The organism is Sphingobium cupriresistens, assembly GCF_004152865.1.
GTDB classification, from domain to species: Bacteria; Pseudomonadota; Alphaproteobacteria; order Sphingomonadales; family Sphingomonadaceae; genus Sphingobium; species Sphingobium cupriresistens.
In genome coordinates this window covers 36,649-48,820 of record NZ_SEOO01000012.1, presented here as the reverse complement: position 1 = coordinate 48,820, position 12,172 = coordinate 36,649, and the positions used below count along the sequence as shown (strand labels likewise).

The 12,172-nt window shown below is 63.2% G+C and carries 13 protein-coding genes; 4 read left to right on the top strand and 9 right to left on the bottom strand.

The genetic code is table 11. From position 1 onward, the window contains the following. Positions 1-13 precede the first annotated feature (13 nt). Both EWH12_RS09125 and EWH12_RS09120 read right to left on the bottom strand, forming a co-directional pair. Positions 14-1,681, bottom strand: a complete 1,668-nt coding sequence (locus tag EWH12_RS09125) for an MFS transporter (protein WP_066599049.1) — start codon at positions 1,679-1,681, stop codon at positions 14-16. Beyond that, entirely contained in the window at positions 1,678-2,247 is a 570-nt protein-coding gene (locus EWH12_RS09120) for a TetR/AcrR family transcriptional regulator (protein ID WP_066599051.1), read from the bottom strand. Before EWH12_RS09120 ends, EWH12_RS09125 begins: the two co-directional genes overlap by 4 nt. 154 nt (positions 2,248-2,401) lie before the next feature. On the opposite strand from EWH12_RS09120, the gene EWH12_RS09115 reads away from it, so the two are divergent. The 3 genes from EWH12_RS09115 (at position 2,402) to EWH12_RS09105 (ending at position 5,100) form a co-directional block, all read left to right on the top strand. Further along, positions 2,402-2,827, top strand: coding sequence for an organic hydroperoxide resistance protein (locus EWH12_RS09115; protein ID WP_066599057.1), 426 nt, complete (start codon positions 2,402-2,404; stop codon positions 2,825-2,827). Positions 2,828-2,838: 11 nt separating this feature from the next. After that, positions 2,839-3,297, top strand: coding sequence for a MarR family winged helix-turn-helix transcriptional regulator (locus tag EWH12_RS09110; protein WP_207212381.1), 459 nt, complete (start codon positions 2,839-2,841; stop codon positions 3,295-3,297). Positions 3,298-3,657: 360 nt separating this feature from the next. Then, positions 3,658-5,100 (top strand): mannose-1-phosphate guanylyltransferase/mannose-6-phosphate isomerase, encoded by a 1,443-nt coding sequence (locus EWH12_RS09105; RefSeq protein ID WP_207212380.1) that lies wholly within the window; start codon positions 3,658-3,660, stop codon positions 5,098-5,100. Positions 5,101-5,150: 50 nt separating this feature from the next. On the opposite strand, the gene EWH12_RS09100 is transcribed toward EWH12_RS09105, so the two are convergent. The 6 genes from EWH12_RS09100 to phhA all read right to left on the bottom strand — a co-directional run bounded on the left by EWH12_RS09100 (position 5,151) and on the right by phhA (position 10,755). Continuing rightward, positions 5,151-5,510: a Rieske (2Fe-2S) protein gene (locus EWH12_RS09100; RefSeq protein ID WP_066599063.1), complete on the bottom strand. Its 360-nt coding sequence runs from the start codon at positions 5,508-5,510 to the stop codon at positions 5,151-5,153. Beyond that, complete coding sequence (maiA, locus tag EWH12_RS09095; protein WP_129926370.1) at positions 5,507-6,151, bottom strand: maleylacetoacetate isomerase; 645 nt, start codon at positions 6,149-6,151, stop codon at positions 5,507-5,509. The genes EWH12_RS09100 and maiA overlap by 4 nt, the downstream gene beginning before the upstream one ends. Next, positions 6,148-7,452: a fumarylacetoacetase gene (gene fahA / locus EWH12_RS09090; RefSeq protein WP_129926392.1), complete on the bottom strand. Its 1,305-nt coding sequence runs from the start codon at positions 7,450-7,452 to the stop codon at positions 6,148-6,150. The genes maiA and fahA overlap by 4 nt, the downstream gene beginning before the upstream one ends. Then, positions 7,452-8,759: a homogentisate 1,2-dioxygenase gene (gene hmgA, locus EWH12_RS09085; protein WP_066599065.1), complete on the bottom strand. Its 1,308-nt coding sequence runs from the start codon at positions 8,757-8,759 to the stop codon at positions 7,452-7,454. The genes fahA and hmgA overlap by 1 nt, the downstream gene beginning before the upstream one ends. Then, positions 8,756-9,820, bottom strand: coding sequence for a 4-hydroxyphenylpyruvate dioxygenase (gene hppD / locus EWH12_RS09080; RefSeq protein ID WP_165363591.1), 1,065 nt, complete (start codon positions 9,818-9,820; stop codon positions 8,756-8,758). Before hppD ends, hmgA begins: the two co-directional genes overlap by 4 nt. Before the next feature lie 65 nt (positions 9,821-9,885). Beyond that, positions 9,886-10,755, bottom strand: coding sequence for a phenylalanine 4-monooxygenase (gene phhA, locus EWH12_RS09075; protein WP_129926369.1), 870 nt, complete (start codon positions 10,753-10,755; stop codon positions 9,886-9,888). A 101-nt stretch (positions 10,756-10,856) separates the two neighbouring features. Here phhA and EWH12_RS09070 point away from each other — a divergent pair, with 101 nt between their 5' ends. After that, positions 10,857-11,318: an Lrp/AsnC family transcriptional regulator gene (locus EWH12_RS09070; protein WP_066599076.1), complete on the top strand. Its 462-nt coding sequence runs from the start codon at positions 10,857-10,859 to the stop codon at positions 11,316-11,318. 26 nt (positions 11,319-11,344) lie between these two features. Here EWH12_RS09070 and EWH12_RS09065 read toward each other — a convergent pair whose 3' ends face one another. Continuing rightward, entirely contained in the window at positions 11,345-12,142 is a 798-nt protein-coding gene (locus EWH12_RS09065) for a hypothetical protein (RefSeq protein WP_242495997.1), read from the bottom strand. Between the last annotated feature and the right edge of the window lie 30 nt (positions 12,143-12,172).

The window sequence follows — 12,172 nt, the reverse complement described above, 5'->3', positions numbered from 1 at the left end:
TTCCGGTTTTCCATCAGGTCGGGGCCGCCGCGCCGGTCTGCGGACCGGGCGCGGCGGGAGGGTTGTTCTTTGCCTCCAGGGCGAGGCGGATGACGTGGAGCATCGACCAGCTGAGCAGCAGCAGCGCGAGCAGGCCGTTCAGCAGGAACACGTCGTTGAACGCGCGCACTTGCGATTCGCGCGTGGATATCTGGGCCAATTGCGCGACGCCCTGCGCTTGCCGCAGCACGGGATCGGTCATGACCCGGCCATAGACCTGACCTTGCATCTGAAGCCGCTGGGCGACGACGCCGTTGGTCGGATCCACGCCGGCGTTGATCGCGGCGGAATATTCATGCTGTCGAAACTGCTGGAACGTGCCGAGCGCAGCGGGGCCGGCCAGCCCGCCAATCGATTGGCTGACGCCGAATAATACAGCGAAACTGACAATATAATTGGGACCGTTCTTCAGCGCGCTCATCACGCCCACCAACAGCAACGGTCCCATGAACAGTCCCGCCCCGCAGGACAACAGGAGCTGGCTGAAAAACATATCATGCGGACGGGTCAGGCTGGTGGCGTTCCAGTCCAGAAAGCTGCCGATCGCGATCAGCACTATGGAAAGCAAGATTTGCGGAATGACGGTTTTCTGATTGAAAGTCAGGGCGCTTGCGCCGATCCCCGCCACCAGACCCAGTAGCATGACGGCATAAAGCGGCTGCAATTGGTCCGGTCCCATGCCCAGCGTGCGCAGCAGGCCGGTCGCGCCATAGGTCTGTTCCGACAACAGGAAACGGATGCCCATCGCGCCGATTGCAAAACGGATGGTGGAGGCGGTGCCCAACCAGCGCGTCTGGATCATCGGATTGGCGCGATGATGTTCGACAAATATGCTCGCCATGAACAGGATGATCGCAACGATCAGCGCAGCGGCGATCCATGGCTGTGACGTCCACCATTGGGTGCGTCCCTGCGCCAGCACAGCCACGATCAGCGCCAAGGCTGGAGCAAGCAGCAGGAACGTCAGGAAATCGCGGCCCTCGAACACCTTGATGCGAATGCCAGGCGGCAGCTTCAGCGTCACCACGGCGGCGAGGCAGCATAATGCCAGCCCCGATTCAAACAGGTAAAGGGTCCGCCATTCGCCAAGATCGAGCAAGGCCGGCGACAATAGCCAGGCCAACGGGGTCGCCAACTGGGAAATGCCAAGGCCGATGACCAAACCTTGCCCCAGCTTCGCCTTGGGAAAGGCCTGCAATGTGTAGAAAATGGCCAGCGTGCTGATCGTGGCGCCGACAAACCCGCTGACCGCGCGCACCAGCAGCGCCATGGCGTAGCTGTCCGCAAACAGATGCAGGATCGTGACCGCGGCATAAAGCGGCAGGCCGATCTCCGCGAACAGGCGCAGGCCGAATTGCTGGCGGAACTTGAACAATAGCAGGCTGGTCGAGACATTGACCATTAGATAAGCTGCGGGCAACCAGGCCGCCTCGACCGGCGTGAGGCCCAGTTCCCCCTGGATGCTGGGCAGATTGGCGCTGATCAGCGCGTTGCCAAGCCCGCCCGTGATTCCCAGCAGCAGCGCCGTGGCGACATAGGCGACGCGGACCGGGCCGCTGTGGCGCGGCGTGGATGGCGACCCCGGCATCGATGGCTTTTCATCGTCGGTCCAGTTGGGAATGGGTTCGAGCGGCGTCGTCATCGTGACGCGCCGGAATCGACTGGTTGTAACCCTGAAACCAGCAGATCGACCAGACGGGCGGCCATGGCCCGGCGTTTGTCGGCATCAGGTTCTCGTGCGACGGCCCCAAGCATACCGCCAACCAGCAGCATGTCGTCGGACCTGAAGTCGCCGCGTAGCGTGCCGCCTTCGATAGCGTCGCTTACGGCCCGGTCGAACATGAGCCGAAAGCGTTGGAGCTGACCTATCCGCTGGGCGTTGTCGGATGGAATAACCCGCCAGAAGTCCGCCAGCGAGGGATCCTTCGCAAGGATATCAGCCAGATGCAGCAGCAGAATCTGAAACGTCGCGCGATCGTGGGGAACAGCCTTAGCCAAGGCTTCCAGCGCGTCGAGAGACTGATCGACCAGCGCAAGAACCAGCGCAACCCGATCGGGGAAATGGCGATAAAGCGTCGCGCGCCCGACCCCGGCGCGCGTGACGACCAGATCGAGCGGCGCGGTGATGCCATGTTCCAGAAAGATTGCGGAGGCAGCCTGAAGCAATGCTTGGCGATGTCGTCTCGCGTCGGTCCGATCGTTGGTCACACGAGCATAAGCGGACTATTTTGTCCGAATGTCAATCTTTTTGGCTTCGGATCAAGGTTTTTGGCAAGCGGATTTCCGATGGACGCTCACAGGCCTTGATCAAATATATTGTGCGCAATATATTTGTATATGATTTAATAGTGAGGATCGATGAATGAGCCTGCTTTACAGCACTAAAGTCACCGCCGTCGGCGGACGTTCCGGGACCGTGAAAAGCGCCGATGGCCTGCTTGACCAGCCCTTGGCCCTCCCAAAGGCTTTGGGTGGGAAGGGTGGCGCTACTAATCCGGAGCAATTGTTCGCCGCCGGCTATGCGGCGTGTTTCGGCAATGCCGTAATCCATGTGACGCGCGCGACATCTGAAAAGGTCAAGGACGAGGATATCGTCGTCATAGCCGATGTCGGGATGCAGCCCAACGGAACAGGCGGCTTCGCCTTGACGGTGGCGCTTGATGTGACGATCACGGGCCTGGATCAGGCAACGGCGGAAGAAGTGGTTGCCAAAGCCCATGCCGTATGCCCCTATTCAAACGCGGTGAAGAATAATATCGATGTTGCGATTGCGGTGTCGGTGAACTGAGAGGAAATGGCATGACGCTGCCGGATTCGGATCCGCTCGATCTCGACCGGCAGGTCTGCTTTCCCCTTTATGCTGCGTCGAACCTGCTCAATCGCCTGTATAGGCCCATTCTGGCGGAGTTGGGACTGACCTATCCCCAATATCTGGTCATGCTGGTTTTGTGGAAACATACGCCGCAAACCGTCGGGTCCCTGGGTGACATGCTCCATCTCGACAGCGGCACCCTGACCCCGCTGCTCAAGCGTATGGAAAAAGCGGGCCTGATAAGCCGGACCCGTGATGCGACTGACGAGCGGCGGGTATTGATCGACGTGACGCCAAAGGGTCGGGATCTGAAATCCGCCGCCGCGCGGGTGCCCGAAATGCTGGGCGCCGGGCTCGACATCGATACAGAATCGATCATCGAATTGCGCAGCCGGGTTCGCGCCTTGGTCACCGCGTTGAAAGGGGTGCCGGTCGGGGAATCCTAGCACGCATCTGGCAGATATGATGTCCCAAGCCGTTACCGATCACGAAGATGATGTCGCTGATGTTTCCGCGATCATCGACCCGTGGCCTCCGTGCGACAACGGGAAATACGGCTTGATCCGCCGCATCTGCGCCTCCGGTAGCCAGATCAAATCACCCGTGAAGACGTCTGCTTGCGCCGCCATTGGATCAACCCGCCGCCATCCCAGCAAGCGATTTAATAGGTCCTCAACCTGGTTTCACCAAAAGCGATAGGCGATCACCGCGTTAGATTATAAGTCACACATGGAATGCGGATATAAAGCAACTCTGCTTCGCAACCGATTTGTAGAAGATCCTTTTTATAGGGGCGCGCCTCTGTCATGCCGACTGACCATAATGTGATTTATCCCGTGATTCTATGCGGCGGTGCCGGCACGCGCCTTTGGCCGCTGTCCCGCAAAGCCTATCCCAAGCAGTTCGCCGACCTGATCGACGGGACCAGCCTGTTCCAGCGCGCCGCCACGCTGGTGCAGGGCGAAGGCTTTGCCGCGCCCGCGATCGTCACCGGCGACCCGTTCCGCTTCATCGTGGCCGAGCAGCTCGACGCGGCCGGCGCCACGCCATCGGCGATCCTGATCGAGCCGGAGGGGCGCAACACCGCGCCCGCCATCCTGGCCGCCGCGCTGGTGCTGCAACGGCAGGACCCCGACGCGCTGATGCTGGTCCTGCCGTCGGACCATCTGATCCCCGACGCGCCCGCCTTCCAGGCTGCGGTGCGCGCGGCGCGGCAGAGCGCGCTCGATGGATCGCTCGTCACCTTCGGCATCGAACCCACCCGCGCGGAAACCGGCTATGGCTATCTGGAACTGGACGACCCGTCGGCCCGGTCCGCACCCACGCCCAGCCCGCTGATGCGCTTCGTCGAAAAGCCTGACGCAGAGCGGGCCGCGGCCATGCTGGCTTCGGGCAAATATCTCTGGAATGCGGGCATTTTCCTGTTTTCCCTGGCCGCGATCATCGACGCCTATCGCCGCCACGCCCCCGACCTGCTGGCCGCGGTCGAAGGCGCTGTGGCCGGCGGTTCGGCGGATCTGGGCTTTACCCGGCTGGGAGTGGAGGCGTGGCGCGGGGCGGCGACCATCTCGATCGACTATGCCATCATGGAGAAAGCCGACAATCTGGTCGTGATGCCGTTTGCCGCGGGCTGGTCGGACCTGGGCGACTGGAAAAGCGTGTGGCAGGAAAGCGGCCCCGACGCACAGGCCAATGTCTGTTCGCGCGGCGCGACGGCGATCGATTGCACCGGCACATTGCTGCGATCGGAAGTGGACGGGCTGGAACTGGTGGGGATCGGCCTGGACGACATGATCGTCGTGGCCATGCCCGACGCCGTGCTGGTCGCGCCGCGCGCGGCCAGCCAGCGGGTGGGCGAAGCGGTCAAGACGCTCAAGGCGCGATCGGTCAAACAGGCCGAGACGATGCCGCGCGATCACCGGCCATGGGGCTGGTTCGAAAGCCTGGCGATGGGCGACGGGTTCCAGGTCAAGCGGATCATGGTGAAGCCGGGAGAGGCGCTGTCGCTGCAAAGCCATCATCATCATCGCGCCGAACATTGGATCGTGGTCGCGGGCACCGCGCAGGTGACGATCGGCGAGACGGTCAAGCTGGTGAGCGCGAACGAGTCGGTCTATGTGCCGCTGGGCGCGGTTCACCGGCTGGAAAATCCCGGCAAGATCCCGGTCGAGATGATCGAGGTCCAGACCGGCCATTATCTGGGCGAGGACGATATCATCCGCTATGAGGACCGCTATGCGCGTCAGTGACGTGCCGGGGGGGCAGGCCAAAATCCTGCAATGGACGCAAAGGGATAGGGTCAGGCGGTGACGATCCAGTCCTCGACCAGCGCCACCGGCCAGGCCTTCAGCGACTGGCCGGTGCAAGGGCCGCCGACGCACCGGCCGTCCTGCTTGTCGAACAGGGCGCCATGCCAGCTGCAGGCGATGAAGCGACCGTCGGGCGTGAGATAGTCGTCCAGCGTCTGCGCCAGCGGCAGGCCCGCATGGGGGCAGCGGTCGACAAAGCCCGACACTCGCTGGCCGTCCCGCACGACGAAGCCGTGGAAACGGCCCGCGCGCATCTGCAGGACGAAATTGCGGGCGGCCCCGTCCTGCAGGGCGTCGAGCGCGCAGAGTCGCACACCCGTCGGCGTCGCCGTCACCCGATCGCCGTTCATCTGTCGGCGTCCGGCTGCACATCGGGACGAGCTGCGGCGACGGTCGTCAGCGCAGCGGCTTTGTCACCGGCCGCCACCAGCGCGGGGTAGGGCGTCAGATCGACGCCGGAGCGCCGTGCATTGAAAAGCTGCGGTACGAGATAACAGTCCGCCAGTGTCGGCGCATCGCCAAACGCAAAGCCGTCGCCATGGCGCGCGATCATCTGCTCCAGCGCCCCGAAGCCCGCGCCGATCCAGCGATGGGTCCAGGCATCGATCTGTGCTTGATCGGCCCCGAAATCATGCTTCAACGCCTTGAGTATGCGCAGATTGTTGAGCGGATGAATGTCGCAGGCGATCAGCGCCGCCATCGACCGGACGATCGCCTTGTCATCCTCATCCCTTGGCAGCAACATCGGCTCCGGCCACCGGGCGTCGATCCATTCGAGGATGGCGGGGCTTTCGATCAGCACCCGGCCGTCAACCTGCAACGCGGGCACCAGTCCGTGCGGCGCAATCGCCAGATAGGCGTCGTCGCGCTGGGCGCCTATGCGCAGGTCATGATTGATCTGAGTATAAGCGACGCCCTTGAGATTGAGGGCCATCCGCACGCGATAGGCGGCTGACGATCGCCAATAGCCGTGCAGGACGACCCCGCTCATGGCGCGGGCTTCACCAGCGCCCGACATTCGCCCAGGCCGATGGACACGCGGCCCGGCGCCGACGCATGGGCGCGCAGGATGATCTCGTCGCCATCCTCCACGAAGGCGCGGCTTTCGCCATTGGGCAGGGCGATCGGTTCTTTGCCGCCGATGCTCAGTTCCATCAGGCTGCCGAAGCCGTCGCGGGAGGGCGCCGAAATGGTGCCGGTGCCCAGCAGGTCGCCCGGATTGAGGTCGCAGCCATTGGACGCATGATGGGTGACGATCTGTTGCACAGTCCAGTACATATTGGTCGCGGGGCCGCGGCTGAGGCGGATCGGCGCCTGCCCCGCCTCCCGCATTCTGGCGGTCAGCAGCCAGGCTTCCAGCATCAGGGCGAGTGCGCCATGCGCCTGATCGCTCGCATCCAGCAGATAGGGTAGCGGTTGGGGATCACCGTCCGGCCGCATGGGCTGGGCTGTGCGGAATGGCGCCATCGCCTCTGCGGTGACGATCCAGGGGGAGATGGTCGACTGAAAATTCTTGGCGAGGAAGGGACCGAGAGGCTGATATTCCCAAGCCTGAAAATCACGCGCGGACCAATCGTTGAGCAGACAGAAGCCCGCGACATGATCGGCCGCCTGCGCAATCGGGATGGACGTGCCGAGCGCATTGCCCGGCCCGATCCACACGCCCAGTTCCAGCTCATAATCGAGTCGGGTGGTCGGCCCGACGACCGGCGCATCGGCTTCGGGTGGCTTGCGCTGGCCCAGCGGCCGCCGCAGCGGCACGCCAGACGCGCGGATCGAGGACGCGCGTCCATGATAGCCGATCGGCACATATTTATAATTGGGCAACAGCGGATTGTCGGGCCGGAACTGGCGGCCGACATTATTGGCATGATGGATGCCGACATAAAAGTCGCTATAGTCGCCGATCCGCGCGGGCACGTGCAGGGTGCAGTCCGCCGCGCTATGGAGAAAGTCTTCCACGACCGGCCGATGCGCCGGATCGGACAATAGTCCGCTCAGCCTATGGCGCAGCGCGCGCCGCCGGTCCGCCGGGAGGGCGAGCAATTCGTTCACCACGCTGCCGCGGCACGCCATCGCCACGTCGTTGGGCAGTAACCCGGCGTCGGCGCTGGCCCGCAGGTCCAATATCGCGTTGCCGATCGCGACGCCGATGCGCGGTTCGTGACCGGGCGGGGAGAATAACCCGATCGGCAGATTTTGGATCGGGAAATCGCCATGGTCCTGCGCGCTTTCGACCCAGCTGGTCAGCGCCGGGTCATGCGTCGCGTCGGTCGTCCACCAGTCCGCCATCATATATCCCCCTGCGTAACCGGCAATTGCGCCTTGCGAAAGCCCGTCCAGCAGGCGTCATAGTCGGGTTGCAGCAGCGGCGTTTCCGTCGCCCAGGCGGTCGGCTGGATCATGTGGCGGCTTTCGAACATGAAGGCCATCGTTCCTTCTATTCTGTGCGGCGCCAACTGCGCGGCGACCGCCTTGTCATGGCTCGACAGGTCTGGCCCGTGAGCCGACATGGCATTGTGCAAACTGGCCCCGCCCGGCGCGAAGCCCCCGGCCTTGGCGTCATATTCGCCCTCGATCAGTCCCATAAATTCGCTCATCACATTGCGGTGGAACCAAGGCGGGCGGAACGTATCGTCCGCCACCATCCAGCGCGGCGGGAAGATCACGAAATCGATATTGGCCGTGCCGGGCGTGTCGCTGGGCGATGTCAGCACGGTGAAGATCGACGGATCGGGGTGGTCGTAACTGACCGTGTTGATCGTATTGAAGCGCGTCAGGTCGTACCGATAGGGCGCGACCGTGCCGTGCCAGGCGACCACATCGAAGGGACTGTGGTCGATCGTCGTCGCCCACAGCCTGCCGCCGAATTTCTGGACGATCTGGGTCGGCCGCTCGACATCCTCGAACGCCGCGACCGGCGCTTCGAAATCGCGCGGATTGGCCAGGCCGTTGGACCCGATCGGGCCAAGGTCCGGCAGGCGGAACAGCGCACCGTAATTTTCGCAGACATAGCCGCGCGCAGCCCCGCCCGGCAGCTCGACACGGAAACGGATGCCCCGCGGGATCAGTGCGATCTGGAGCGGCGCAACGGTCAGGACGCCCATTTCCGTCACGATCCGCAACGTACCGACCTGCGGCACGATCAGCCATTCGCCATCGGCGCAAAAGAAGGCGCGATCGACCATCGACTGGTTCGCCGCGTACAGATGAATGCCGCAACCCGCGCCCGTCGCGACATCGCCATTGCCGGCATAGGTCACCAGGCCGTCGATGAAGTCGGTGGGTTCCGCCGGCATGTCCAGCGGGTTCCAGCGCAGGCGATTGGGCGAGGCGGGGCGCTCGTCAAAGGGACCGGATCGCAGCAGGCTGTCGCGATCATAGGGCAGGAATGGACCATGGCCGGCGCTCGGCCGCATACGGTACAGCCAGCTACGCCGGTTTTCGTGCCGCGGCGCGGTGAAGGCGGTCGCCGAAAACTGCTCGGCGTAAAGGCCAAAGGGCACGCGCTGCGGCGAGTTGCGTCCGACCGGCAGCGCGCCGGCAATCGCCTCGGTCGCATGATGGTTGCCAAATCCGGTGAGGCGCATATCCGTCATTCGCTCACCGTGATGACACCGCGCCGAATCTGGTCCAGCTCGATGCTTTCGAACAGCGCCTGGAAATTGCCGTTGCCGAAACCTTCATTGCCCTTGCGCTGGATGATTTCGAAGAAGATCGGGCCGAACATATTTTCGGTGAAAATCTGCAGCAATATGCCCTCGCTCTCCACATCGCCGTCGATCAGGATGCGGTTCGCGCGCAATCGCTCCAAATCCTCGCCATGGCCGGGCACGCGCTTGTCGACCAGCTCATAATAGGTTTCGATCGTATCCTGCAACCTGACGCCGCGCGCGCGCAGCCGCTCGACCGTGTCGTAGATATCGGCGGTGGTCAGCGCGAGATGCTGGATGCCCTCGCCATTATATTGGCGGATGAACTCCTCGATCTGGCTTCTGTCGTCCTGGCTTTCGTTCAGCGGAATGCGGATCGCCTTGTCGGGCGCGATCATCGCCTGGCTGAACAGGCCGGTGGCCTGGCCCTTGATATCGAAATATTTCTGCTCTTCGAAATTAAACAGGGTGCGGTAGAATGCGCTCCACACCCGCATCTGGCCGCGCCGGACATTGTGGGTCAGATGATCGAGCAGGTCGAGGCCGACATTGTTGCGCGCTTCCGCTTCGCGCCAGCCGGAAAATTCCGCCCAGTCGGCGTAGAGATCTGCATCATCCGCCACGAAATAGAGGTAGGAGCCGCCGATGCCCTGAATCACGGTGTCATCCTCGTCGGTGCGCTTGGCGCCATGGTCCAGCGCCCAGCGCATCGCCGCCTGCGGATCGTTGACGCGGAACGCCATCGCGCTGGCGGACGCGCCATGTTCGCCCCGGAACGCCGCGACGCGACCGGCGTCGTCGCGGTTCAGCATCAGGTTGATGCGACCCTGCTTGTAGCGGGTGATATTCTTCACAGGATGGCGGTGCGTCGCGGTAAAGCCCAACTGTTCGAACTGCGCGGCCATTCCATCGGGGTCGGGAGACGTGAATTCGACGAATTCGAAACCGTTGAGGCCGAGCGGATTGTCGGTCACGGACTCCGGGGCGACGTTGACGTTGACGTCCATGGACAGGTCCTCTTTCTTATGTTCGTTATGCAGCAAGGGCGGTGCGTGTGGGGCCGTCGCCGGGATCATGCGCCGACCTCCGCCCGACTGCGGGCATGGGCCTGCGTTCCGCGCGTAAAGATATGGTCCCTTGGCAACAGCGCATCGGTGGCCAGATCGGGCTGCCCGTCCAACTCCGTGTAAAGGGGCGCAAAGTCGGTCTGCGCTGTCTGGCGCAGCAGGTCCTCGAAACTGTCGATCACGAAATAGCTCTGCTGATAATCGTCGATCTTGTAATTGGTCCGCATCAGCCGCCTGAGATCAAAGCCGATGCGATGGGGCGACGGATCGTCGAGCGCGAATAGCGATTCGCCATAAGAAGAGACGATGCCAGCGCCGTAGAGCTTGAGCCCGTCCTCCTGGCGGATCAGGCCGAATTCGACTGTGTACCAGTAAAGCCGCGCCAGCCGTTCGATCGCGCCCAGGCTGTCGGCGCGCAGCCCGCCCGCGCCATAGGCCTGCATATAGTCGGCGAACACGGGGTTCGCGAGCAGCGGCACATGGCCGAAAACATCATGGAATATGTCGGGCTCCTCCAGATAATCGATCTGGTCCGGGGTTCGGATGAAGCGCCCGGCGACAAAGCGGCGGTTGGCGAGATGGTCGAAAAATACCGCGTCGGGGACCAGCCCAGGCACGGCGACGACCTGCCAGCCCGTCGCCTTCATCAACCGTTCCGACAGCGCATCGAAATTGGGAATACCCGGCCTGTCCATGCGCAATATATCGAGACCAGCCATATATTCCGGCACGACCCGACCGGGCAGCATCCGGGCCTGCCGTTCGAACAAACGGTCCCACATCGCATGTTCCGCCGCGGTGTAGCGGTGCCAGTCCTGAGCGACCGTCCAGTCCCCGGCGGCACCCTCCGGCCGTTCGTGTATATCCTGTCCCATAGCGACCTTATCGCATGGAAAAGCCGAAATCCCGTTTCAATATGCGCTAGTTTTCGGTATAATTTGAACTGCATGTTTCACAATAAAGGATAATATGAAATATGATCGACCTGGACGCCGTTGATCGGCGCATTCTCGACCAGTTGCAGTCGGACGCGACGCTCAGCAACGCGGAACTGGCCGAACGGGTCGGCAGCTCGGCCGCCTCCTGCTGGCGGCGAGTCAGGGCGCTGGAGGCCGCCGGGGTTCTCGGCCCGGCGGTCCGGTTGTTGAACGCGGTGGCGATCGATCGGAAGGTCAATGTCTTCTGCAACATCCGCGTGCGCAGCCACGCGCGGGAAGTGCGGGCGCCGTTCGAGGCGTTCGTGCGGGAACGGCGGGAGATCATCGAATGCTATTCGATGTCGGGCGACTGGGATTATCTGCTGCGCGTGGTCGCGTCGGACGTCGAGGACTATGAGCGCTTCCTGATGCGCGTCCTGCTGGAGCATCCCGCCGTCGGCGGCGCCTCCTCCCACTTCGCGCTGTCGCTCACCAAATATACCACCGCATTGCCGGTATGACTGGCCGCGGCGCAGAGCGGCGCGAGTCAGCCGAAGATGTCCGCCAGATCCTGCGATTGCGGCCCGTCCTTCCAGGCGCGCAGGTCGATATAAAGGCTGGCCTGCACCGTGCTCCAGAAGGCGATGATCAGCGTGTTGCTGACCGCCGACATCAGGAGATAGGGTAGCGACAGCGCCGCTTCGCCAATGGCCTGGGTCGCCATGCCGCTCGCCAGAATGACCGCGCCCAGCGCTGCCGACACCAGCCATATCAGCACCAGCAACAATAGCTGTAGCGCGAAAATGCGCCAGCGCGCGCCCTTGGTCAGGAACCGGCTGCGCGAAAAGGCGGCCAGCACGCTGCTATCTTCGGCGATCAGCGCCGGCGCCGCGACCGACCACATCAGGAACAGGATCATGCCGGGCACGACGAACAGCGCGAACCCGGCCATGATCCCCAGGATCAGCAGGATGGTAAGGCCGATCAGCGGCGCCGCCTTGGCCAGGCCCGTGCCGATACATTGTCCAAAGCTGGCCCTCTGCCCCTGCGCCTGGGCCAGCGTGGCCCGGACGAGCGCGCCCTGCACCAGCATCGACAGCAGCAGGAACACGACGAAGGAGGCGACCGATACGGCAATCGCCGCGATCGCGCTCGCCCGGTCCGCGCTCGCCAGCGTCGAACCGATGAAATAGCTGTAGAGAGATTGCGGGATCGATCCGAACAGGAACGCGATGCCGAAGGTTGCGAGTGGATTGTCGCCCAGCGTGCCGAAGGCGCGGCTCAGCACCCGGCCGACCGAAAAGGATCGTTGCTCGTCCAAGGCCGCGCGCGTCGCCATCATCATATCCCCCATTTCCAAACCCGGATTCGACGC